Source organism: Bacillus cereus group sp. TH152-1LC (assembly GCF_027710505.1).
GTDB classification, from domain to species: domain Bacteria; phylum Bacillota; class Bacilli; order Bacillales; family Bacillaceae_G; genus Bacillus_A; species Bacillus_A mobilis.
This window is the reverse complement of sequence record NZ_JAQFNK010000013.1, coordinates 125,062-149,137: the sequence shown is the minus strand read 5'-3', so window position 1 is coordinate 149,137 and position 24,076 is coordinate 125,062. Positions and strand designations below refer to the sequence as shown.

Genomic DNA, 24,076 nt, shown 5'->3' with positions numbered 1-24,076 from the left:
GCCATTAGCTCAGTTGGTAGAGCATCTGACTTTTAATCAGAGGGTCGAAGGTTCGAATCCTTCATGGCTCACCATTTACAATTTTATGCGGGTGTAGTTTAGTGGTAAAACAAGAGCCTTCCAAGCTCTGGTCGAGAGTTCGATTCTCTTCACCCGCTTTTCAATTATGGGCCTATAGCTCAGCTGGTTAGAGCGCACGCCTGATAAGCGTGAGGTCGATGGTTCGAGTCCATTTAGGCCCACCATATATATTATTCCGCAGTAGCTCAGTGGTAGAGCTATCGGCTGTTAACCGATCGGTCGTAGGTTCGAGTCCTACCTGCGGAGCCATATTATAGAGAAGTACCCAAGTGGCTCAAGGGGCTCCCCTGCTAAGGGAGTAGATCGCGAACGCGGTGCGAGGGTTCGAATCCCTTCTTCTCTGCCAGAACTGGCCCGTTGGTCAAGTGGTTAAGACACCGCCCTTTCACGGCGGTAACACGGGTTCGAATCCCGTACGGGTCATACTAAAAGAGATAGCATAATCTGCTATCTCTTTTTTGTTGTGTAAAAGTGGACTTTGGATAGTCTGCTTTTTTTTATGGATTTCTTGTATACTTTTTTCTATTTGAATCGTCTAACTAATAGAAAGGAGAGAGCGATGGAGTATGAAAAGGTAATTATAGAAACATCTAAAAGCATTTATAGATACTTACTTAAAATTGGAGTGACACCAGTAGAAGCGGAGGATATCGTTCAAGATACGATACATAAAGCGTTAGTATCTATACCAAATATGAAAATTAAGCATATAAAAACATGGTTATTTCAAGTTGCGATTAATAGGCATCATGATCTAGCAAGAAGGCAAAAGCGTATTGAAGAAATTCCAATTGAATCTGTTCAATTAATCGGATCAAAAGGATTAGATGAACCGCTTTTAAGGAAAGAGCTTCAAGTAGAAATACAAAGCATACTTGGAAAGATGAATCCAGTATATAAACATATTCTCTTATTAAAGTATGACTATGAACTCTCATATAAGGAAATAGCAACCGTATTAGAGATGAAAGAAGAGACCGTGCGTGTTTCATTGTATAGGGCTCGTAATGAGTTTAAAAAGCTGTATAGGAGGTTTGAAGATGAGCAGAGATGAGTTTGATTTTGATATAGAATCAAGTAAAGTATCAAAAATGTTGAAGAAGGCGAAGCGAAGACAACTATTAAAAATTATAGTAATTTCGATTTCACTTTTTATTGTTCTATTCTTCGGTTTTATAATAGGAATTTCACAATTGAATAATAGAGCTTACTCAGAGATGGATCAGGATTTAAATATGATAAGACAAATTACAAGACCTAATACGGAAAGAGGCGTAGCAATTACTTCTAATGGTTTATTTAAAAGCACAGTAGAGTATAAAGCGTATAAGGTGATTGAAGGGAAACCTGTTAAGTGGGAAGATGAAGTGTATGAGTATAAAGTTTGGAATACATTTCGCCGATTATCAAATGTAAATCCATTAACGATAGCTGATAATGTTGTAGTAGGGAATGAACGTATTAATAAAACAAGTGAATTGTATAATAATCAAACGATGGAAAGAGAGATACAGTTTTATTTACCATTTACTTCATATAATAGTTATATAAATGATATAGAGAAAATAAAAGATGAAAAGAAAGTAGCTGAATTGGCTATATCCTTTGATAAACCATATACAGTATCTAAAATCAAAGAGATACTTCCAGAAGGGGTGCATCCTGTTTGGTACTGGGTAGATACATATTATGATAAAAAATCATATCGTTTAGATGATGTTACTCAAAGTGCTTATGAGGTGTACGGTTTTAAAGCAAAACGAGGTGATATTGAATTTGGAAATGGAACGGAAAAAGACTTTCTTTTAGCAATTCAAAATGGACTGGAGCAAAAGGGAAAGTATTATGAGGAATATAAACGTATATATGACTACCTAAAAGGAAAGAAAACAAAACCAAGTGAGCAGGATGTAAAAGTAATTGGAGTAGTTGTAACAGGAACAGCTGCGGATTTACAGAAGTTAAACGGTCAAAATTATGTAAAAGCCGCTGTGTTAGGGGCTACTGCGGATTATAAATAATAAACTTTAGAAAGTTATATGAATGAAAGTAGGATTACCTTTTCTTATGAATATGAAAAGGTAATCCTACTTTTTGATGTTTTAACTCTCTGCTGAGCGGCCATCCGGTTTCATAACAGCATGACTATATGCGGAGTGAAGAGTTTTGTATCCTAAAAGTGCAATAGTTAAGGCAAGGCCTCCTGCTATAATAGCCACACTAAATCCTATCCGGACCCCAAAGTTATCAATAACTAAACCAGCTATCGCTGATCCTAGGGAGACTCCAATTCCAAGTCCTGTAATTGCCCAAGTCATTCCTTCGGTTATTTTTGATTCAGGTACGATTTTTTCCACAAGCCCCATAGTAATGATCATAGTAGGAGCGACTGATAACCCTGCAAAGAAAACAATAACTACTAGCCAAGTAATAGTGTTCACGAAAACTAGTGGCAGCATTGTTATCATGGAAAGTGTGACTGCTATTAAAAACTGATTATAGGGTGGAGTATTGAGTTTAAGCGTACCGAAAATTAGACCTGCAAGGCAGGAACCGATTGCATAGACAGAAAGCACAAAGCTAGCAGCTACCGTGTTTCCTTGATGTTCAGCAAAAGCTACACTAACGACATCTATTGTGCCAAAGATAGTACCTATAGCAATGAGTGTGAATACTAGTACTCGCAAAGAACCAATTTTAAATACTGTTCCTTTGTTTGTAATGTCGTGAGGGTGTACAGGCGGTTCTGTGCTTTTTTGCATGGTGAATAGGCATACCCCAATTGTGAGAAAAACAGATGATAAAAGTGGTCCTGCTTCTGGAAAGAACATAACACTTAAACTGACAGATAATACAGGACCAATTATGAAGCAAATTTCGTCGACGACCGATTCGAAAGAAAATGCTGTATGCAATTTATGGAATCCACGGTATAGTTTAGTCCAACGTGCACGCACCATGGCTGACATGTTGGGCATACACCCTGCACATAAGGCGGATAGAAATAGCGTCCAATAAGGAGCTTCATATTTCGTACATAGAAGTAAGAGGATCGTAAAGAAAACACTGATACCTGTAGTCGGAAGAAGTATGCGAGATTGCCCTAATTGATCGGCCATCCGAGAAATATGAGGAGCTAGTAAAGCTGATGATAATGTAAAGGTGGCAGCGACAGCTCCAGCAAGCCAATAGTCCCCACGTAACTGAGATAACATCGTAACAATACCAATGCCCATCATTGATATGGGCATCCGAGCTATAAATCCTGCTAATGAAAATCCTTTTGTACCAGGAGCACTGAAAATTTCACGGTAGGAATTAAACATAATAATCACCAAAGTATTTGACGTTTACATATACATTCTTCATTCTTTTAACTCCTCCTCTGTTTCATTCATACCTTCTATAAAAAGGGACAGTGAGTCAATGTAGTGTATGGCTAAGAAGTTATATTATCTTGTAAGCTAGAAATAATTGACATACGCACCGTATGCCAATATCATATTAACATACGATGCGTATGTCAATTGAAATGTTTTATCTCTGGATAGAGAGCTGACGTTCAAAGGAATTATTCTTTTACATAGAGAACGATACTATAATGCGATTTATTTTGAATAAAGAGAATGAATAGAAATAGGAGGAAAAGATGGTTAAAAAAACGAGAGCAGAAATGATTACTGAAACACGTGCTAAATTGCTGAGTGCAGCAAGAGAGGCTTTTGGTACAGTTGGATATGTAAACACGTCTATGGATGATTTTACAGCATCTGTCGGTTTAACACGTGGTGCAATTTATCATCATTTTGGTGATAAAAAAGGATTGTTAGAAGCGGTTGTAAAAGAAATTGACATGGAAATGGATAATAAATTGGGGGAAGTATCAGATGAGGCGGAAGGAAAATGGGAAGGATTTGTTGGGCGTTGTCGTGCGTATTTAACGATGGCACTTAATCCAGAAATTCAGCGAATCGTACTTCGAGATGCACCAGCAGTATTAGGAAATAGTTATTATCAATCATCCCAGTCACAATGTTTAGCGACGATGGCCGAGATGCTTCAGCAATTAATGAAGGACTCTATTATTGCAAAGACGGACTGTGAAGCTTTAGCAAGATTCATAAATGGCGGATTAGTGGACCTTGCTTGTTGGATTGCGAATTCTGAAGATGCAGAGATGCAGTTGTCTAAATCTTTGCATAGCCTATCACTTATATTGGATGGTTTATTACTAGAAAAGAACGCTTAATTTTAACGGATATTTTTTTATATACAGTAATGGTTAAAAGGGAGGTGTTAAAGTATAGGTTAATTCATTTATTTCACCGTATGCTATATAGGCTAACTGACGTCCAGCTTATACGGGGATAATGTGTTAGTTTAATTATAGAAATTGAATTTAGTTATAGGGAATAATAAAATCACAATCTTTTTATTCACAATCTAAAGAAAACGTCTCCATTGAGATTGATTTCATACTTGATTTAATAACTTTACACTCTGTGTGAAAAAGTTCACAAATAGGTCATAATTTGTGAAGTAATTCACAATGATACGTGCTACAATATGAATGTAAAGAAGTTAAACAACATTAAATTAGTATTTTAATTAATTACTTAAACAATCATAAAAAATAGATGTGAACAATAGAGAGGGGAAATTAACATGAAAAAAGGTATCAATCGTGTAGTATTAGTAGGAACAGGAGCTGTAGGTTGTAGTTACGCTTACTCAATGATTAACCAAGGTGTAGCTGAAGAATTCGTACTTGTAGATGTTAATGAAGCAAAAGCAGAAGGGGAAGCAATGGACTTAAGCCATGCGGTACCATTTTCTCCAGCAGCAACAAAAGTTTGGAGCGGTAGCTATGCAGATTGTAAAGATGCAGATTTAGTTGTTATCACAGCTGGATTACCACAAAAGCCAGGCGAAACTCGCTTAGACTTAGTTGAGAAAAATACAAAGATCTTTAAACAAATCGTTCGCGGTATTATGGATAGCGGATTCGATGGAATCTTCTTAATCGCAACAAACCCAGTTGACATTCTAACTTACGTAACTTGGAAAGAATCTGGTTTACCAAAAGAGCGCGTAATCGGTTCTGGTACTACTTTAGACTCTGCTCGTTTCCGTTACATGTTAGGTGACTACTTAGATGTAGATCCACGTAACGTTCATGCTTACATCGTTGGTGAGCACGGTGACACTGAACTTCCAGTATGGAGCCACGCTACTGTAGGTGTACAAAAACTAGAAACAATTTTAGCTAACAACGAGCAATACAATCAAGAAGACTTAGATAAAATCTTTGAAAATGTTCGTGATGCAGCTTACCATATTATCGAGCGTAAAGGCGCAACTTACTACGGAATCGGTATGTCACTACTTCGTGTAACTAAAGCCATCTTAAGTAACGAGAACAGCGTATTAACTGTATCTGCATACCTTGAAGGTCAGTATGGTGAGAAAGATGCTTACGTAGGTGTTCCAGCTGTTATTAACCGCCAAGGTGTACGTGAAATCGTAGAACTTGAGTTAAACGAAGAAGAAAAAGCGAAATTCGCTCATTCTGTAAAAGTATTAAAAGAAACAATGGCACCAGTACTATAATAATTGCTAAATAATTCAGAGGCGGGAAACTGCTTCCTACCTCTGAGTTTTTATCCCGCTTTAATGGGCAGTAAGACCCCCCCTCAAAATTCAGCGAAAGCAAAGAAGTTAGGTGGGGGATCAACTGCCCATAAAAGTCCGATTGGTGAGGGCTAATAATCAGTGGGGGATGAAGAAACCCCCCACTGATTAAAGTTTCACTTTATATAACTTAATATAAATTCCTTTTCCGGTTTCCCTTGTATATCCCCAATATACCCCTTTTGCTGGATTAGGGTCGTTTATAGAAAAGAGCACTCTACTTTATATAGAGTGCTCTTTATTATTATTTTTTAGGCGTTAATCCTAATTTCTTTAAAATATCTGCCAGTGTCCCGCTTTTTGATTTTTCAACAGGTGTTTGTGATTTAGATGCATCTGGACCTTTCTTCAAGAAGTTCTTTTCAACGAAGCGAATATCTTTTTCGTCGACAATGCCATCTTTGTTAAGGTCGCCGTCTTTCACAGATAGTCCTTTTTTACCATAGTTGTTAGCGATAATTTCTGCATCTTTCACATCAATTACTTTATCTCCATTTACATCACCCGCAAGGTTTTCATCAAAGCGTGCATAGTAATATTGGCCAAGTAGCTTACCATCTTTTTCAGTATCTAATTTCGTTGTTAGTCGGCTTGTTAAATGTCCTGGAACCTCTACGTATAAGTTGTAGTCGCGTTTATTAACAGGAAGTCCATTTAGTTTGAAGTAACCGTATTTATCGAGTGAGCCTTCGAACTTATGACGGTAAGAATCTGTTGCATATACTTTTACGCCAAGCTTTGTATAATCGAATTTTTCATCTAAATAGCCACGTTCATTTAAGAATGCACCAGGTTTAATATTACCTTCTACGAATGAGTTTAATGACATCACTGAGAATGTTTGATCTTGAAGTACACGCATTCTGTTTGGCTCTGATTGACCTTGCTTCCAGTAAGCGAACACTGCTAAATCTAATTGAGCATTTGCTTCATAAAATTCATCATTTACTACTTTGAAAGTTACATCAATGAACGGGAAGTCACCATCTAATCCGGCGAAGTTTTTATCATCAATAGCTCCGCCTACTGTAACAGATCCTTCTTCTAGTTTCGGTTCATTTACTTTTGCCGTTACCCCTTTTTCGGAAAGGAGTTTTTCAAAAGCAGGATTCAATTTCGCATTTGCAAATTTGAAGTTTTTCTCTAGGAATTCTACTTTAAATTCTCCAGACACAAATTGTTTTACATGTTTGGCATTTAGCGTCACAGTAAATTCATCATCTTTATATAATTCTTTTTTATCATAACTAGCTTTCGCATATTGAGCACCTTGCGGGATGAACCAATAGTTATTTACACCGCTCGGGTAGTCAGGGCCTGCAGTTGCATAATCGAAAATATATACGCCTGTATTCATTGGACCTTCAGTTTTAAAGGAATCAGGTGTAATGCCCACTTTAAAGTCACCATTTTCCGTAATAGGTAAAAACTTGTGTAAGTATGGAGAATAGTCATAGTACATAACGCCGTTCGCTTCTTGCGTAATGTTTAATCCTTTTCCTCTTAAGTAGTCAACGTTAGAATCATATACATTTCCTTTAATCCATAGTGCTTTTTTACCGTCTTCTACTGTATAGTTTTCTTCATTTAATTCATAAATACCAGGCTGTAATCCGGTTAATTTCACTTCTGGCGGTGTATTATCAATTACGACATAATCACCTTTCACACGTGCTTTTCCGGCTTTATCATAGCCAACAAATTCAATTGTGTAATCACCTTCTGGTAAGTCGATTTTCTCATCCCCAATTGGTTTTGCAGGATCATTTGTAAAAGGATATACTCTGCCGTTAAAGAATGAATCTAAGTAGTAATACACGTCCGTTTTTAGTCCGCTCGTGTTTAATGTTCCGATGAAGCCGAGAGCCTTATTTGTTTTCGAATCTTTCACGATAAGATCTAACGTCTCCAGTTCGCTGTTTAATTGGAATGCCCCGTGCAAATACGATTCACGGTATGGATTGAATTTAGATGTATCAGTTGAGATTGTTTTTCTTGATAATAGTGCATTTTCAATACCAGGTTCTGATACACGAATAGAGAATGGAATTTGATACGTTTCTTCTTTATTTTTCGTATTTGTAATATGGATGTATCCTTCATATCGGCCTTGCTTTGCACCAGCTGGAATATTAATTTTTGCTTCAATTTCATCTGATTTGCCAGCATCAATTGTAATTGTTTCAGCAGTAGAAACTTTTACACCGTTTGCGGTAGCATCGTTAATAGCAGAAGATGCTGGTGTATAAGAAATTTCTGTTTTAAATTCTTTCTTCTCTTGTTTATTGCGGTTTTCAACTTTAATTTTTCGTTTTTGTTCAAGAGATTCCCCGTCTTTTTGATAGTACTTACCGAATGCAATGGATCCAGTTTCTTCAGGTACTTCAATCACTTCATCATTTACAATTGTTTTTGTCGTATCTAACACTTTAAAACTTGTTTCCGTATGAACAGAGTTATAAGCATCTACTCGTCCAGCTCCCACTTCATATACGGAATATTTTTCTTTTAAATCATCAGCTGTGTTCATAAGAGACGCTTTTACATCGAATGGAGAGTATTCTGGATGCTCTTGCAAAATAAGAGCAGCAACACCAGCAATATGTGGAGAAGCCATGGATGTTCCTTGCATACGTTCATAGGAAACATCGTAGTTTTCACCTTCTTGCGGGTCGTTAATATATTCAGGTACTGTTGAAAGTACCGCAACACCAGGTGCTGTAATATCAGGTTTAATATCATCATTTGATGTAACTGGGCCGCGTGAGCTAAAGTCTGCAAGATGATCGCCTTCTGTTTGAATGTAATTGATTTCATCGAAAGTTAAGGATGTTTTGCCTTGTTCAATTTGAGCTTTTAGTTTTTCGCCATCTTCTTTCGTTAGGCGGAATGCTGGAATGTATTTTGTGCTTTCGCCAATGTAGTAAGGAATTTCTCCATCCACATTGTTATAAATAATAACTGTTTTTGCACCAGCTTGTTTCGCATTTGCGATCTTTTCATCAAACGAGATTGTACCACGTGCAACGAGAGCGATTTTTCCTTTTACATCCTTTTTACTAAACTCGTCAGGAGTACCGATTCCGACAGATTCAATAGGTAGAGATTGTCCTTTGAAATCTTCTATTTTATCAGTGAAGTTTTTGCCGAATAAAATTAGGTTAGGGAATTGTAATTGTCCGGCATGACCTGATAGTTTCGGTAAGGAAATAGAGCTATCACTTGCTCCAACTGTAATAGCAAATGGAGAAGCACCTGGTGATCCGAGTGTCGCTGGATTTGGACCAGAGTTCCCAGCAGCAACGACTGTAACAACACCAGAAAGCATCGCGTTATTAACAGCGATAGACGTTGGATCAAGCGGATTATTGCTATCATCACCTAAAGATAAGTTAATGACGTTCATACCGTCAGAAATAGATTTATCGATTGCAGCGATAATACCAGAACTATCTCCGCTTCCGTAAGGACCGAGTACACGATAGTTATATAGTTCAATGTCAGGTGCAACACCTTTTACTGCGGAATCTGATTTGTTTTTCTTTTGAGCAGAAACGATACCTGCTACGTGAGTACCGTGCGCAGTGTAGAAGGAAGAACCACGATTATCAAATTCAGGAGCACCAGATTGTTGCCACTCGGTATAAGTTGTTTCCATCGGATCTGCATCGTTATTAATAAAGTCCCAACCTTTTACGGAGTTTGGGTCTACCTTACTAGAATCTTCACCCGGTTTTGCGCGATAGCCTTTATACACGTCTTTTAAGTCAGGGTGATTGTAATCAATACCTGTATCTAATACACCAACTTTAATTCCTTTTCCAGTAATGCCCTCGCTATGTAACTTATCTACTCCAATTTGCGGAATGCTATCTGTTAGTTTTTGAGGTGCTTTCTGCTCTGCTTGTTTTGGTAAATTTAATTTCACTTCGTAATCTTTCCAAATACGTTTTACAACGCCAATTCGTAACAATTCTTCCACTGTATTTGCAGGTAATGTCAGCGCAACACCATTTATCGCATGCTTATAAGAACGTTTAATTTGTACAGACTGGAAATTCCCTGACTTTACTGATGGGCTAAATTGATAAAGGCGTTTTAATCCTTTTTGGAATTCCTCATGTTCTTGATCAATACGTGCTTTTATATTTTCAGGAGCAGCTTGTAATCCTTTTTCTTTTTGCTTTAATTCATTAATCTTTACTGGAGCCGTTTGAAATTCGACAATGATATTTACTTGTTCGGAACTACTCGTATTAATATCTGGTGAAATAGTAAAACCAGGATTGGCATCTAACGTTTGTAATGCCTGACGTTGTTCTTTAGAAAGTTTTGATAGTAAAGACTGGGCGTTTGAAGAGTCGATTTGATTAATAGGGTTTTCAGCAAGTACATTGAACGGAAGGGCAGTTGAAAATAGAACGCCAGCCGTTACAATTCCGGTAACAAAACGATTTTTCTTTTTCATATATAGGCCTCCGATAATTTATATTTTTAAAATTATTTCTCCACGCCTGGTGTTTGCTCTGCGTGGAATGTCCAGTTTAGCTGTAAGGAATCACCCTGGAATTTATTTTGATCTTGGTCGTTGTCTTCAAAGGAGAAGAGAACGTGTAAGTAATCTGTTTCACCAGATTTAATACCATCTATTAAGTTATGACGTTCTAGAGAAGTAGCTAAATCCTCAGGTTTCATAGTTTTTAATTCTGATAGTTTTGTTTCCCACAAAATTTCATGATCATCGTTTGGATTAGATGGCTTTCCATCATTCACTAAAAATTTGACGATGATGTGATCGCCTAAATCTTCACCATCATTATTTTGTTTTGCATCTGTAACTTCATAGGATGTTTCAAGTGCTACTTTTGCAATATCCAATGTCCCTGTATTTTCAAGCTTGAAGTTTCTTTCGATCAAATCACCTGGTTTTAAATCTTTCACATTAACAATTACACTTGGGTTAATAGAAAGATCTAGTGTACCAGCTTGAAATGAGTTACTAGATGTTTCAGAATCACTGAAATAGGCGAATACACCGCCGAATGTAAGGGATAAGCCAAGTGAAGCTGTGACAACTCCCATTCCAACCTTTTGTTTTAATGACATAAGAAAGCCCCCTAGTTAAATTTTTATAGCGACCGTTCGTAACAAGGATAAATAAGTAAACATAGTAGTCCGCTATGAATTATAATTACGAAAGGTCAATGTTCTTTATTGAGAACAAGTATATGCTTATGAATTTTCCATTTCAATAAAATTATGACAAAAAATGTTGAGAAACATTTTTTTATGACAGATTATTTTGTTGCGATTTTAAGTGATAAATAGCGAGTAAAATAGGATAGATCTAATGAAATAAAGGTTGAGAAATAAATAATAGGATGAAAGACTAGTAGAAAATGAAGCGCTTGCAATGAATATTCGTCAAAATTCGATATTTTACACAGTAAATTTGAATATTTTAAGCGAAATTAAAGAAAAAAACGAATATTTTTTAAAAAATAACAAGGATATTTAAGTTTTTCGCAGAAATGATAAAGAGTAAAAAATTTCTGTCATCTTAGTGAGGTGAACATATTGGATGTAATAAATTGTGAAGAAGTGAAACGAGATGAGTTTCATACAGAAAAGTACTATGACAGTTATAACATCTTTGGGGCACATATTGTGACGGAAGATGGGATGCGAGGTGTACGATTCACAGTATGGGCTCCTCATGCGAGGGCAATGAGTGTTGTTGGAGATTTTAATGAATGGAATTATGAGCAACATAAGATGCTACAAGTGACAGAAGAGGGGATTTGGTCCTTGTTTGTACCGCATATTGAAGAGAATGAGATATACAAGTATGCGATTGAAACGATGGATGGTAACGTGATTTTAAAAGCAGATCCTTACGCAGTATATGCAGAAGTAAGACCGAATACGGCATCTGTAGTTTTTGATATAGAGGGATATGAATGGAATGATAAAAACTGGAGTCGTAAGAAAAAGAAAAAATCGATTTATAAAGAAGCGATGACAGTTTATGAATTACATTTCGGTTCTTGGAAAAAGAAAGAAGATGGCGCTCTGTATTCTTACAGAGAAATGGCTGAGGAGCTCATTCCATATGTGATGGAACATCAATTTACACATATTGAAATTATGCCGCTTGTTGAGCATCCATATGATCGTTCTTGGGGATATCAAGGAACGGGATATTATGCAGCGACAAGTAGATTCGGCACGCCACATGATTTGATGTATTTTGTCGATGAATGTCATAAATATGGAATCGGTGTCATTTTAGATTGGGTGCCGGGGCATTTTTGTAAAGATGCTCACGGTTTATATTTGTTTGATGGGACACCGACTTATGAATATAAAGATATAGATGTACAAGAAAACCTGGTATGGGGAACTGTTAATTTTGATTTAGGGAAGAGGGAAGTACGTAATTTCTTAATTTCAAATGCGTTATTTTGGATGAAGTATTTCCACATTGATGGTTTCAGGGTAGATGCAGTTGCGAACATGCTGTACTGGAATAAAGAAGGACAGGAGCAAAGTAATGAGCACGCTGTTTCATTTTTACGAGAGTTAAATGAAGCGGTGTTTGCAGAAGATGAAGATTTTCTTATGACGGCAGAAGATTCAACAGCTTGGCCACTTGTAACAGCTCCAACGTATGAAGGTGGGCTTGGGTTCAATTACAAATGGAATATGGGTTGGATGAATGATGTGTTGAAGTATATGGAGTGTGCGCCTGAGTACAGGAAGCATATTCATGAGAAAATAACGTTCTCATTACTATATGCTTACTCTGAAAACTTCATATTACCGCTTTCTCATGATGAAGTCGTTCATGGGAAAAAGTCGTTATTAAATAAAATGCCAGGAGATTACTGGGATAAGTTTGCTCAACTTCGTTTATTATATGGATATTTCTTTACTCACCCAGGCAAGAAATTACTCTTTATGGGTGGAGAATTCGGGCAGTTTGATGAGTGGAAAGATCTTGAAGATTTAGATTGGAATTTACATGACTTTGAAATGCATCGTTATATGCATGATTACTTTAAAGAGCTCATAGCATTGTATAAGCGCTCCAAACCACTTTGGCAGCTTGATCATTCACCGGAAGGATTTCAGTGGATAGATGCTAATAATCATGAGCAAAGTATTTTCTCGTTTATCCGCCAAGGGGATAAACAAGAAGATGCGTTAGTTGTCGTATGTAATTTTACGAAAGCAACATATGAAAACTATAAAGTAGGTTTGCCAGATTTCGAGTATTATAACGAGATTTTAAATAGTGACGCTGAGCAATATGGCGGATCGGGGCAAGTGAATAAGAAACGTCTCAAGACGATTCAGGAACCGTATCATAATCAAGCGGCACATGTAGAAATTACAATTCCACCATTTGGCGTATCCATATTACGACCAGTGAAGACGAGAAAGGGGAGCAAAAAACAAGATGGCTCAAAAACAAAAGTGCGTAGCAATGTTACTAGCAGGGGGAAAAGGTAGTCGATTAAGTGCATTAACAAAAAATTTAGCCAAGCCAGCTGTTCCATTTGGTGGTAAATATCGCATTATTGATTTTACGCTAAGTAACTGTGCGAATTCTGGTATTGAAACGGTTGGGATTTTAACGCAATATCAACCACTTGAACTTCATAATTATATCGGAATCGGCAATGCTTGGGATTTAGACCGAGTAAGCGGTGGAGTCACAGTGTTACCTCCTTATGCGGAGTCTTCAGGGGTGAAATGGTACACAGGTACGGCAAGTGCCATTTATCAAAACTTAAACTATTTAAGTCAGTACGAACCAGAGTATGTTCTGATTTTATCAGGCGACCATATTTATAAAATGGATTACAGTAAAATGCTAGATTACCATGTGGAGAAAGAAGCGGACGTTTCGATTTCTGTTATAGAAGTGCCTTGGGATGAAGCGAGTCGTTTCGGTATTATGAATACGAACGAAGAGATGGAGATTGTAGAATTTGAAGAAAAACCGCAATTTCCAAGAAGTAACCTTGCATCAATGGGAATTTATATTTTTAACTGGGCAATTTTGAAAGAGTATTTAGAGATGGATGCAAGAAATCCTGAATCTAGTAATGATTTCGGAAAAGATGTACTTCCGCTTTTATTAGATGAAGGGAAGAAGTTGATGGCGTATCCGTTTGAAGGATATTGGAAAGATGTTGGAACGGTGAAAAGCTTATGGGAAGCGAATATGGATTTACTTCGCGATGAAACATCACTTAATTTAAACGATCGTAATTGGCGTATTTATTCTGTAAATCCAAATGAGCCACCTCAATATATTGCAGAACAGGCAAAAGTAGAAGAATCACTTATTAACGAAGGATGCGTCATTGAAGGGGACGTGAAGCATTCTGTGTTATTCCAAGGGGTGACGGTGGAAGAAGGTAGTATGGTTATTGATTCTGTCGTTATGCCAGGAGCGAAAATTGGTAAAAATGTTGTAATTGAAAGAGCGATTGTTGGATCGGAAATGGTTATTGAAGATGGAACCATTATTCGTCCAGAAAAAAATGTCGACGATGTAGTACTCATTGCTGAAGGGAAATAGAAAAGGGGGATGAAATGAATGGGAGAAAAAATGTTAGGAATTATTAATGCAACGGGAAGTTTTCCTTCCTTAAAGAAAGTAACAGGGCATCGTTCACTAGCGGCGTTACCGTTTGGGGGCCGTTATCGACTCATTGATTTCATGCTTTCAAATATGGTGAATTCTAATATTCATAGTGTAGCGGTTTTTACAAGTCATAAAAACCGTTCACTAATGGACCATGTTGGTTCAGGAAAACAGTGGGATTTAGATAGAAAAAGAGACGGACTGTTCTTATTCCCGCCAAATTGCCAATGTGATCAAGATGAATTTGGTTCTTTTGCACATTTTAGAAGACATATTGATTATTTTTTAAGAGCTAGAGAAGAATACGTTGTTATTACGAATAGCCATCTCGTAACAGCATTAAATTTCCAAGCGGTGTTAGAGCGACATATACATACGGCAGCTGATATTACTGAAGTTTGCCATGAAGGGGTTTCGCTTCAAACATACGTGTTAAAGAAACAATTATTGTTAGATTTATTTGAGACATATAAAGATGTGGAGCAATACAGTTTATTTGATGTAGTGAGAGAAAAGCGCGGAAAATCACTGCACATTGCTACGTATGAGCATACAGGATATGTAGCTATTATTGATTCGATTGAAAGTTATTATAAACATAGCTTAGAAATTTTGCAGCCGGCTATTTGGAAGCAATTATTTAAGAAAGAAGCACCGATCTTTACGAAAGTAAAAGATGAACCACCAACTCGTTACTTGAAGGGTGCAGCCGTAAAAAATACAATGATTGCAAACGGCAGTATTATCGAAGGTGAAGTAGAAAATAGTGTCATTTCCTGTTCTGTTAAAATTGGGAAAGGTTCAATTGTTCGTAATAGCATTATTATGCAAAAGAGCCAAATTGGAGATAACTGTATAATAGACGGTGTTATTATTGATAAAGATGTGAAAATTGGTGATGGTGTTGTGCTAAAAGGAAACGCCGATGAGCCATACGTTATCGAAAAAGGAAGCGTTCAAAACAGTACGATTAATAGTTATTCTTAAAAGAATCAGTGGGGGGGTTTCCTCCACTGATTAAAGCATTCATTCAAATGAAAACTCGAAGGGAGGAAGCTGCAAGGGAAGTAGTATAAGCTTTTCGTGCAGTGGGACAACAAGTGAATATTTTATTTGCAGTATCAGAATGTGTACCATTTGTTAAATCGGGAGGATTAGCTGATGTAGCAGGTGCGCTCCCAAAAGAGCTGAAGAAATTAGGTGTGGACGTTCGCATTATACTCCCGAATTATAGTCTTATTCCGCAAGAATTAAGGGATGGATGTACGTTACATAAAGTAATTAACGTCCCGCTTGGGTGGAGAAATCAATATTGCGGAATTTTAAAAGGTGAGCAAGACGGGATTACGTATTACTTAATAGACAATGAATATTATTTTAAGAGAGATTCTCTATATGGTCATTATGATGACGGAGAGCGTTTTTCTTATTTTTCGAAAGCAGTTTTAGAGTGTATTCCTCATCTTGATTTCGAAGTGGATGTTCTTCATAGCCACGATTGGCATACAGCTATGGTGAATTTCTTACTACGTGAAAAGTATCAAGATAATCCATTATACGAGCATATTAAAACGGTATATACGATTCATAACTTGCAGTTCCAAGGTGTATTTCCTCCTGAAGTGATGTACGACTTGTTAGAACTTGGTGACGAATATTTTCATAGTGAGCAGCTAGAGTTTTATGGAAATGTGAACTTTATGAAGGGTGGAATTATCGCTTCTGATCAAATTACAGCGGTTAGCCCGACATACAAAGAGGAAATTCAATATGAGTTTTTCGGTGAGAAGTTAGATGGATTGTTACGAAAAAATAATGGTAAGCTTAGCGGCATCGTAAATGGAATTGATACGAGTGTATATAATCCGGAAACGGATTCGTATATTACTGCTCAGTATGATGCAGAGTCATTAGAGGAAAAGAATGAAAATAAACGCGCTTTGCAGCGTTATTTTGGTTTGCCAGAAAAAGAAGATACACCAATTATTTCAATGGTAACGAGATTAACGAAGCAAAAAGGTCTTGATTTAGTGCGTACTGTATTCCGCGAAATAATGGAGGAAGATGTACAATGTATTATTTTAGGATCAGGTGATTCGGAATATGAGCAATTCTTTGAGTGGATGGCATACGAGTATCCTGAAAAGGTAAAAGTGTATATCGGATTTAATGAAGAATTAGCTCATCAAGTATATGCGGGAAGTGATTTATTCTTAATGCCATCACTATTTGAACCGTGTGGACTTGGACAACTTATCGCATTAGCGTACGGTACGATTCCGATTGTAAGAGAAACAGGCGGATTAAATGATACGGTACAATCTTATGATGAAGAAACTGGAGAAGGAAATGGTTTCAGTTTCACGAATTTTAATGCACATGACATGTTGCACACAGTTCGTCGTGCAATTGAATTTTATCATGATAAACCGGTATGGGAGCAGCTTGTAAAACAAGCGATGACTGAAGATTATAGCTGGGAGAAATCAGCTCTTGCTTATAAGAAATTGTATAAAAGTCTCATGGAATAACATGTAGGTGGTGAAGAAATGTTTACTCATGTTGAAAGTTTCAAATCAGCTTTTCTAGAAAAGTTAGAGACGATGTATGGTAAAAGTTTCAAAGACTCTACAACTCGTGATCAATACAATACGCTTGGATACATGGTACGTGAGTATATGAATAGTCAATGGATTGCAACGAACGAAAGCTATCGGTCTGGAGAGCGAAAGCAAATGTATTACTTATCCATCGAGTTTTTACTTGGACGTTTGCTTGGAAGTAACATATTAAATTTAGGCATCAGGGATGTATGTGAGCAAGGACTTTCTGAGCTTGGTATTTCGTTGCAACAATTAGAAGAGGTGGAAGCAGATGCAGGTCTTGGAAATGGTGGACTTGGACGATTAGCAGCCTGTTTTCTTGATTCACTTGCATCGTTAAACTTACCAGGTCATGGTTGTGGCATTCGTTACAAACACGGCTTATTTGATCAAAAAATTGTTGATGGTTATCAAGTTGAATTTCCAGAACAGTGGCTTCTTTATGAAAACGTATGGGAAGTAAGAAGACATGATCAAGCTGTAGAAGTAAGTTATTTCGGTAATGTTGAACCGCTATACATTGATGGACGTTTAGAGTTCAGACATACGAATGCAGAAGTGATCATGGCAGTACCATATGACGTTCCCGTAGTAGGTTATGAAACGAGCACTGTAAACACACTTAGACTTTGGAATGCTGAACCAGTGCCTTTCCCGCAAAATTGCAAAGATATTTTGAAATATAAGCGTGAAACAGAGGCGGTATCGGAGTTTTTATATCCAGATGATACGCATGATGAGGGAAAAATACTTCGTTTGAAACAACAGTATTTCCTCGTATCAGCAAGTTTGCAAAATATCGTTCGTCTGCATAGAGAAAGATATGGTGACCTTCGTCAATTGCATGAAAAAATTGCGATTCATATTAATGATACACATCCAGTTTTGGCGATTCCAGAACTGATGCGTATTTTATTAGATGAAGAAAAACTAGCATGGGAAGAAGCTTGGCACATAACGACGCAAACGATTTCTTATACGAATCATACAACGTTATCAGAAGCACTTGAGAAGTGGCCAATTCACATTTTTAAACCGTTATTACCGAGAATTTATATGATTATTGAAGAGATTAATGAGCGTTTCTGTCATGAACTTTGGGAACGTTATCCATATGAATGGCATCGTATTGAAAAGATGGCAATTATTGCGCATGATCTTGTGAAAATGGCTCATTTAGCAATTGTCGGTAGCCATAGCGTTAATGGTGTAGCGAAAATTCATACGGAAATTTTAAAGCAACGTGAAATGCGATTATTTTATGAGTTTTATCCAGATAAGTTTAATAATAAAACGAATGGAATCGCTCATAGGCGCTGGTTAATGAAGGCGAATCCACAGCTGACGAACCTTATTTCAGAGGCGATTGGAACAGAGTGGAAGAAAGAACCGATTAAGCTTCAAGCGCTGCAATTAGTTCAACATGATGCGAGCTTCCAGGAGAAATTTGCAGAGGTAAAACAAGAGCGTAAAGAGATTTTAGCGGAGCGTATTCATAATAAAATGGGGATTACAATTGATCCTAATTCTATTTTTGATGTGCAAGTAAAAAGACTGCATGCTTACAAACGACAATTATTAAACGTTCTTCATATTTTATATTTGTATAACCGTTTGAAAGAGGATGCTAGTTTTACATTTTATCCGCGTACTTTTATCTTTGGAGCGAAAGCATCACCTGGCTATTATTATGCGAAAAAAATTATTAAATTAATTAATGAACTCGCAAGGAAAGTGAATAATGATCCGTACGTAAGCCAATATATGAAAGTTATCTTTCTAGAAAACTATCGAGTGTCTTTAGCTGAAGATATATTCCCAGCTGCGGATGTTAGTGAGCAAATTTCAACTGCGAGTAAAGAAGCATCAGGAACAGGTAATATGAAATTTATGATGAATGGTGCGATCACACTTGGAACGTTAGACGGTGCTAATGTTGAAATAAAAGACAGAGTCGGTGATGATAACTGTTTCATTTTCGGTTTAACGGCGGAAGAGGTTCTTCATTACTATCAAAATGGTGGGTATCGTGCAAGTGATTATTATCACCACAATATGCATATAAAAAAAGTAGTAGATCAGTTAACGAATGGTTTCTTTGCACATTCGGGAGCTGAATTTGAAGCGATTTACGATTCTCTCGTTATTCAAAATGATGAATACTTCGTTCTGCGAGATTTTGGTCCATATGCGGAAAGGCAAGAAGATGTTGGTAGAGCTTATGAGAACCGAACGAAGTGGCTAGAAATGTCGATTTTAAATATTGCACAATCTGGTCATTTTGCGAGCGATCGAACGATTTTACAGTATAGTAACGAGATTTGGGGTATTGGTAATGCGGTTACACAGTATTAAATGAAAGTCCCTTTTAAAAGAGGAATATAATCGCTTAAAAACCGAGCTTAATCTCATTAAGCTCGGTTTTCCTTTTTTGCCTAAGAAAGAAATGGAATAGCGGTATAGATTATACCTTCTCCACCATATTCTCCTGTCGCAAAGTATGAAAATGTAAAGAAACCTGTAAACGTAAAAATTACAATGAGAAAAAGTGCAAAGATAAATTTTAGCATGTAAGGTCCCCTCATCCAAAAATAACTTCATATATTATTATAGTATAAGGATATTTAATTTCCAATTGTTTACTGGTTAAAAATGAGAAGTCAGACATGTTTTGTATGTTGTCATGGCATGATTATTTGTAATAGATTTTGTGTTTTTTGTAAATGTCATGTTGTGATGAACGTGTGCATATTCCCAGTCTTGGTCATTAAAATGGACATTGCGCGGAGGGAGAAGGGGAACGACATCAAATAAATTAACGAAGCGAAAGCTACTAGCCACTTGTAGTTTATAATAATTCCGAAATGCAATATCGCCCACTTTGGGAGAGGCAAATGTATAAAGACCGTACTGTGCAAATGCGGTGTTGATACGCGCATCGAGTATATGTAGTGTAGCGAGTGCACCACCTAAGCTATGACCGGTTGCAAGAAGTTTTTTATGGGCTGGTAGTGATACGAGCATATCCATAATAGAATCTCGGCAAGATTCATAAATGGAAAGAAAGCCGTTATGGACATTTCCGCTGTTTAAAGCATATGGATATGGTTTTTGGTTAACGAGTGAATCGATAATCCAGTCTGTATCTGTTTGTGTCCCGCGAAAAGCTACAATAATCGTATCCTCAGACTCTAGTATGAATCCGAACCATTCTGTCGTTTGAATGGTTTTTCCTTGAAAGCCTTGTACATATTGAAAACCATCTGGTATTTCGAAAATCCCATTTTGTTTATATTGTTCATACGTTAACTCACAACAAGAAGCTAACAATATGGCAGTATCTTTATCGAAGGATAAAGGAGTACGCATTAAGGAAGCCCTCCTTAAGAAAAGGTATAGTTCAATATATGCAGTGAGGGACTTGATTCATTCTTTGGAGGGAGTTTGAAAATTAAGCTTGAACCTTTATAAATATGAAGAAGAAGCGCGGCCAAATGAGGCTATGGCATTCAAAGTGGTTTATACAGTCAAAAAAAGATAGTTCCTTATGAAGGAGACTATCTCTTTTTTGTTTTATCCCGCTTTAATGGGCAGTAAGACCCCCACTGATTAAAGTTTCACTTTACTCTTTCCCATCTAAAAGACGACCAAGTCCGCCTAAAACGCTGCCTTCACCGCTGTTTTGAGCTGCTGGGCCTGTAAGACGTGCTGCTAAACGGCTAAGTGTTAAGGACTGAATCCAAACCGTTCCAGGACCTTCTAACGTTGCGAAGAATAAACCTTCGCCGCCAAATAGGGCTGTTTTTACTTTTCCAATGAATTGAATATCGTAGTTAACATCTTTTGTCATGGCAACGAGACAACCTGTATCGATGCGAAGTCTTTCGCCAGGTTTTAATTCACGCTTGTATACAGTTCCGCCTGCATGCATGAAAGCAAGTCCATCACCTTCAAGTTTTTGCATGATGAAACCTTCCCCACCGAAGAAACCAGTTCCGATTTTTTTCGTAAACTCGATTCCGATAGAAACGCCTTTTGCTGCACAAAGAAACGCATCTTTTTGGCAAACTACTTTTCCTTGATATTCTGTTAAATCTACAGGAACAATCTTACCAGGATAAGGAGCAGCAAAAGATACGTGGCGCTTGCCGTGACCTGTATTTGTAAAGACAGTCATAAACATACTTTCACCTGTAACAAGACGTTTACCAGCGCCCATTAATTTACCGAATAGACCACTAGATGGGCCAGAACCATCACCGAAAATGGTTTCCATTTCGATATGATCTTCCATCATCATCATTGCGCCAGCCTCTGCGATAACGCTTTCTTCTGGATCTAATTCAATTTCAACAAACTGCATATCATCGCCATATAATTTATACTCGATTTCATGTGCTTGCATTTTTTCGCCTCATCATATGTAGTAATTATATTGTACCGAAATCAAAGAAATTAGAATACTGTAGATTTGTTAATTTTTGAATAAAAATAGAATGAAAATGTAAGGTTATACTAGGATTATAAAAAAAGATGGGTTGAAAGTGTTCTCATTTGACGTTTTCGATATAGCATGATATAGTGAAAGCACTATTGAGCTACATAATGTGGTACGGAAATAAAGCACGTTGTATTAAAGGCTGTAAGCTTGTTATACATTCATGTCCTTTATATCCACCTTTTCATGTGGATTCATAGTTTCATTTTTATTTAGGAGGTACATGACATGCAAACAGGTAAAGTTAAATGGTTTAACGGCGAAAAAGGTTTTGGCTTCATCGAAGTTGAAGGCGGAGAAGACGTATTCGTACATTTCTCAGCTATCCAAGGCGAAGGCTTCAAAACTTTAGAAGAAGGTCAAGAAGTTTCTTTCGAAATCGTTGAAGGAAACCGCGGACCACAAGCAGCTAACGTTACAAAAAACTAATTAGCTAGCGATAAAAAGCATTCCGATTTTCGGAATGCTTTTTTTTATCCCGCTTTAATGGGCAGTAAGACCCCCACCTCAAAATTCAGTGAAAGCAAAGAAGTTAGGTGGGTGATCAACTGCCCATAAAAGTCCGATTGGTGAGGGCTAATAATCAGTGGGGGATGAAGAAAACCCCCACTGATTAAAGTTTCACTTTATTCTTTGGAACTCGATTCATTTGAGGATAATTCACCCTTAAACGTACGCTCTTCAAAGTCATCAAGCATTTGTTCATATTCTTCATGCTCTTCTGTAGCGAAAACTTGCGGATTTTTTCCATACATATCTGTACCGATAAAGTTTTCGAAATCCTCTACATAGCCTACATTTTCCTCGCTATTTACGTACATGCCATTATAGTTTTTGGAATCTTGTCTTTCTAAATCAGACGGCGTTTCAGACGTTCCGTAATTGGCAACATCTTGCCATGCGTCTTCCGCATCGTATTCAACAGAATGATCTTCATCGTGTTTGTGGAAAGAAGGAGACAACACTTCTTCCTCAACTGGTCGTGTATTCATATTTAACTTACTTTTCGTGTGCTGTATGCATGTTGTAGCGGTCGGCATTGCTTCTAATCTTTCAAATGGAATTTCTTCGCCAGACACTTCGCAAATGCCGTACGTACTCGCTTCTATTTTTTGTAGGGCATGTTTCGTATCTTCTAGCTGTTTATGCCAAAGTTCAATAAGTCCGAAGTCTTTTTCACGTTCATATAGCTCTGTTGCCATATCAGCTGGATGGTTATCGTAGCTAGATAATTCTCCAACAGAATCACGTTCAGATGCACGATCTTCATTTTCATGTGTTTGTATCGTTTGCTCTAGTTCTTGTTTTTGTTTTTCTAAAACGGATTTAAATTGATTTATTTGTTGTGGAGTTAACATAGTCGTCCACCTTCCTACAATTCAGTTTCTTTACATAGTATGAACGTTGAGGGTGGGAATTATGAGCTGAAATTGGTATATGAAAAAGGAGCCGCGTCAGCAGCTCCTTTCTATAGAAAATATCCAAGCAATAATCCGATTCCCATGAGGAGACCGAAGATTGTATTTGTTTTTGCTGTGGCAATCATTGCAGGTACCATTTCCATTGGAATGCTTTTGCCGATAAAGCCTTTCGTCGCTTTAAATGCTTTCGGTGCACTTAAAAATACGATAAGCATCCATGGTGATACGATGCCCACGATAATTAAAGCAATTGTCCAAATGTAGGAAACGATGAACATAGAAGCAAGTACACCAACGGCTCTTTCACGTCCAACGAGAATTGCTAACGTTTTACGGCCATTTTCTTTATCGCCATCTAAGTCACGAATGTTATTAGCTAATAATATGGCACCAATTAAAATGGAGCTTGGAATAGATAGTAAAATGACTTCTGATGTTACAGTCCCGGTTTGAATAAAGAATGAAATCCCGATAATAATGACACCCATAAATAGTCCGGCTGTTAACTCTCCAAATGGTGTATATGCAATTGGAAGTGGGCCACCTGTATAAAGGTAAGCAACAGCCATACAAACAAGACCGATTGCCGCAAGCCACCAGCTAGAATTCATACAAATATAAACACCTAATAGTATTGCGATGCCGAAAAATCCAAATGCTAAGTTAAGCACCGTTTTTGGCTGAATGCCATCGCGAACGATAGCGCCGCCGATACCAACTGACCCTTCGTGATCAAGTCCTCTTTTATAATCAAAGTATTCATTAAACATGTTTGTTGCTGCTTGAATGAGAAGACAAGCAAGAAGCATCATAAGGAAAAGAGGGAGATGTATTTGATTTATGCCTCCGACCTGCATTGCATATGCTGTTCCGATGAAAACAGGAACGAAAGCTGCTGTTAATGTATGGGGACGTAGTAAACTCCACCAAATGCGCCAGCCTGTTTGCTTACTTGGCTTTGGCGCCGTAGGAGAGGAATTCGTTTCGACGTTCATTTCCATGTTGAATCCTCCTTTGGTCACATATTGTACACAACTAAGTGTAGAAAAAGCATCATTTAGTGTCAACGTTTATTTTCTAGGAAGAGAAGGTGAATTTCTCAGAATTGCTAAACGTTGACAGG

At 37.4% G+C, this 24,076-nt stretch carries 18 protein-coding genes and 5 tRNA genes; 15 read left to right on the top strand and 8 right to left on the bottom strand.

Features of this window, described 5'->3' with window-relative positions:
* The first annotated feature begins 87 nt into the window (after window positions 1-87).
* From PDL00_RS23950 to PDL00_RS23920, 7 genes are all read left to right on the top strand, one after another.
* A tRNA-Gly gene (locus PDL00_RS23950) sits at window positions 88-158 on the top strand.
* 10 nt (window positions 159-168) lie between these two features.
* Window positions 169-245 (top strand) — tRNA-Ile (locus PDL00_RS23945).
* A gap of 10 nt (window positions 246-255) precedes the next feature.
* Window positions 256-330: transfer RNA gene (locus PDL00_RS23940), tRNA-Asn, on the top strand.
* Between the two features lie 6 nt (window positions 331-336).
* Window positions 337-427, top strand: a tRNA-Ser gene (locus PDL00_RS23935).
* A 5-nt stretch (window positions 428-432) separates the two neighbouring features.
* Window positions 433-504 (top strand) — tRNA-Glu (locus PDL00_RS23930).
* Between the two features lie 136 nt (window positions 505-640).
* Window positions 641-1,135, top strand: coding sequence for an RNA polymerase sigma factor (locus PDL00_RS23925; RefSeq protein ID WP_270731526.1), 495 nt, complete (start codon window positions 641-643; stop codon window positions 1,133-1,135).
* A complete protein-coding gene (locus PDL00_RS23920; RefSeq protein ID WP_270731524.1) occupies window positions 1,122-2,102 on the top strand; it encodes an anti sigma factor C-terminal domain-containing protein in 981 nt (326 codons plus the stop codon). Before PDL00_RS23925 ends, PDL00_RS23920 begins: the two co-directional genes overlap by 14 nt.
* Window positions 2,103-2,183: 81 nt before the next feature.
* On the opposite strand, the gene PDL00_RS23915 is transcribed toward PDL00_RS23920, so the two are convergent.
* Complete coding sequence (locus PDL00_RS23915; RefSeq protein ID WP_270731522.1) at window positions 2,184-3,407, bottom strand: MFS transporter; 1,224 nt, start codon at window positions 3,405-3,407, stop codon at window positions 2,184-2,186.
* Window positions 3,408-3,730: 323 nt separating this feature from the next.
* On the opposite strand from PDL00_RS23915, the gene PDL00_RS23910 reads away from it, so the two are divergent.
* On the top strand, window positions 3,731-4,330 hold the full coding sequence (locus PDL00_RS23910; protein WP_270731519.1) for a TetR/AcrR family transcriptional regulator: 600 nt from the start codon (window positions 3,731-3,733) through the stop codon (window positions 4,328-4,330).
* A gap of 416 nt (window positions 4,331-4,746) precedes the next feature.
* On the top strand, window positions 4,747-5,691 hold the full coding sequence (locus PDL00_RS23905; protein WP_088232905.1) for an L-lactate dehydrogenase: 945 nt from the start codon (window positions 4,747-4,749) through the stop codon (window positions 5,689-5,691).
* Window positions 5,692-6,016: 325 nt separating this feature from the next.
* Here PDL00_RS23905 and PDL00_RS23900 read toward each other — a convergent pair whose 3' ends face one another.
* Both PDL00_RS23900 and PDL00_RS23895 read right to left on the bottom strand, forming a co-directional pair.
* On the bottom strand, window positions 6,017-10,240 hold the full coding sequence (locus tag PDL00_RS23900) for a S8 family serine peptidase (RefSeq protein WP_270731515.1): 4,224 nt from the start codon (window positions 10,238-10,240) through the stop codon (window positions 6,017-6,019).
* 32 nt (window positions 10,241-10,272) lie between these two features.
* Window positions 10,273-10,878 carry a CalY family protein gene (locus PDL00_RS23895; RefSeq protein WP_242255732.1) on the bottom strand — a complete coding sequence of 202 codons (606 nt, stop codon included), beginning with the start codon at window positions 10,876-10,878 and terminating at the stop codon, window positions 10,273-10,275.
* A 471-nt stretch (window positions 10,879-11,349) separates the two neighbouring features.
* Here PDL00_RS23895 and glgB point away from each other — a divergent pair, with 471 nt between their 5' ends.
* The 5 genes from glgB to glgP all read left to right on the top strand — a co-directional run bounded on the left by glgB (window position 11,350) and on the right by glgP (window position 19,389).
* A complete protein-coding gene (glgB, locus tag PDL00_RS23890; protein WP_242255730.1) occupies window positions 11,350-13,287 on the top strand; it encodes a 1,4-alpha-glucan branching protein GlgB in 1,938 nt (645 codons plus the stop codon).
* Window positions 13,235-14,365: a glucose-1-phosphate adenylyltransferase gene (glgC, locus tag PDL00_RS23885; protein WP_061679986.1), complete on the top strand. Its 1,131-nt coding sequence runs from the start codon at window positions 13,235-13,237 to the stop codon at window positions 14,363-14,365. The genes glgB and glgC overlap by 53 nt, the downstream gene beginning before the upstream one ends.
* 18 nt (window positions 14,366-14,383) lie before the next feature.
* Complete coding sequence (glgD, locus tag PDL00_RS23880; protein ID WP_270731510.1) at window positions 14,384-15,418, top strand: glucose-1-phosphate adenylyltransferase subunit GlgD; 1,035 nt, start codon at window positions 14,384-14,386, stop codon at window positions 15,416-15,418.
* Between the two features lie 113 nt (window positions 15,419-15,531).
* Window positions 15,532-16,962 (top strand): glycogen synthase GlgA, encoded by a 1,431-nt coding sequence (glgA, locus tag PDL00_RS23875; RefSeq protein ID WP_242255724.1) that lies wholly within the window; start codon window positions 15,532-15,534, stop codon window positions 16,960-16,962.
* Between the two features lie 18 nt (window positions 16,963-16,980).
* Window positions 16,981-19,389, top strand: coding sequence for a glycogen phosphorylase (gene glgP / locus PDL00_RS23870; protein ID WP_270731507.1), 2,409 nt, complete (start codon window positions 16,981-16,983; stop codon window positions 19,387-19,389).
* An 80-nt stretch (window positions 19,390-19,469) separates the two neighbouring features.
* Here the strand turns inward: glgP and PDL00_RS23865 are convergent, their stop codons facing one another.
* The 3 genes from PDL00_RS23865 to PDL00_RS23855 all read right to left on the bottom strand — a co-directional run bounded on the left by PDL00_RS23865 (window position 19,470) and on the right by PDL00_RS23855 (window position 21,439).
* Complete coding sequence (locus tag PDL00_RS23865; protein ID WP_270731505.1) at window positions 19,470-19,604, bottom strand: hypothetical protein; 135 nt, start codon at window positions 19,602-19,604, stop codon at window positions 19,470-19,472.
* Window positions 19,605-19,680: 76 nt separating this feature from the next.
* Window positions 19,681-20,403, bottom strand: coding sequence for a lipase family protein (locus PDL00_RS23860; RefSeq protein ID WP_001260119.1), 723 nt, complete (start codon window positions 20,401-20,403; stop codon window positions 19,681-19,683).
* A gap of 253 nt (window positions 20,404-20,656) precedes the next feature.
* Entirely contained in the window at window positions 20,657-21,439 is a 783-nt protein-coding gene (locus tag PDL00_RS23855) for a TIGR00266 family protein (protein WP_270731502.1), read from the bottom strand.
* A 321-nt stretch (window positions 21,440-21,760) separates the two neighbouring features.
* Between PDL00_RS23855 and cspD the strand changes: the two genes are divergently transcribed.
* Window positions 21,761-21,961, top strand: a complete 201-nt coding sequence (cspD, locus tag PDL00_RS23850; protein ID WP_001193053.1) for a cold-shock protein CspD — start codon at window positions 21,761-21,763, stop codon at window positions 21,959-21,961.
* Between the two features lie 197 nt (window positions 21,962-22,158).
* Here cspD and PDL00_RS23845 read toward each other — a convergent pair whose 3' ends face one another.
* Both PDL00_RS23845 and PDL00_RS23840 read right to left on the bottom strand, forming a co-directional pair.
* On the bottom strand, window positions 22,159-22,890 hold the full coding sequence (locus PDL00_RS23845; RefSeq protein WP_270731500.1) for a yteA family sporulation protein: 732 nt from the start codon (window positions 22,888-22,890) through the stop codon (window positions 22,159-22,161).
* Between the two features lie 110 nt (window positions 22,891-23,000).
* Entirely contained in the window at window positions 23,001-23,954 is a 954-nt protein-coding gene (locus PDL00_RS23840) for a 1,4-dihydroxy-2-naphthoate polyprenyltransferase (RefSeq protein WP_000425753.1), read from the bottom strand.
* Window positions 23,955-24,076 lie beyond the last annotated feature (122 nt).

Coding starts and splice junctions, on each gene's coding strand:
- PDL00_RS23905 (WP_088232905.1), top strand. CDS start 4,747: ATGAAAAAAGGTATCAATCGTGTAGTATTAGTAGGAACAGGAGCTGTA.
- glgD (WP_270731510.1), top strand. CDS start 14,384: ATGGGAGAAAAAATGTTAGGAATTATTAATGCAACGGGAAGTTTTCCT.
- PDL00_RS23920 (WP_270731524.1), top strand. CDS start 1,122: ATGAGCAGAGATGAGTTTGATTTTGATATAGAATCAAGTAAAGTATCA.
- PDL00_RS23865 (WP_270731505.1), bottom strand. CDS start 19,604: ATGCTAAAATTTATCTTTGCACTTTTTCTCATTGTAATTTTTACGTTT.
- glgP (WP_270731507.1), top strand. CDS start 16,981: ATGTTTACTCATGTTGAAAGTTTCAAATCAGCTTTTCTAGAAAAGTTA.
- PDL00_RS23915 (WP_270731522.1), bottom strand. CDS start 3,407: ATGTTTAATTCCTACCGTGAAATTTTCAGTGCTCCTGGTACAAAAGGA.
- PDL00_RS23910 (WP_270731519.1), top strand. CDS start 3,731: ATGGTTAAAAAAACGAGAGCAGAAATGATTACTGAAACACGTGCTAAA.
- PDL00_RS23895 (WP_242255732.1), bottom strand. CDS start 10,878: ATGTCATTAAAACAAAAGGTTGGAATGGGAGTTGTCACAGCTTCACTT.
- PDL00_RS23845 (WP_270731500.1), bottom strand. CDS start 22,890: ATGTTAACTCCACAACAAATAAATCAATTTAAATCCGTTTTAGAAAAA.
- glgC (WP_061679986.1), top strand. CDS start 13,235: ATGGCTCAAAAACAAAAGTGCGTAGCAATGTTACTAGCAGGGGGAAAA.
- PDL00_RS23855 (WP_270731502.1), bottom strand. CDS start 21,439: ATGCAAGCACATGAAATCGAGTATAAATTATATGGCGATGATATGCAG.
- cspD (WP_001193053.1), top strand. CDS start 21,761: ATGCAAACAGGTAAAGTTAAATGGTTTAACGGCGAAAAAGGTTTTGGC.
- PDL00_RS23860 (WP_001260119.1), bottom strand. CDS start 20,403: ATGCGTACTCCTTTATCCTTCGATAAAGATACTGCCATATTGTTAGCT.
- PDL00_RS23900 (WP_270731515.1), bottom strand. CDS start 10,240: ATGAAAAAGAAAAATCGTTTTGTTACCGGAATTGTAACGGCTGGCGTT.
- PDL00_RS23925 (WP_270731526.1), top strand. CDS start 641: ATGGAGTATGAAAAGGTAATTATAGAAACATCTAAAAGCATTTATAGA.
- PDL00_RS23840 (WP_000425753.1), bottom strand. CDS start 23,954: ATGGAAATGAACGTCGAAACGAATTCCTCTCCTACGGCGCCAAAGCCA.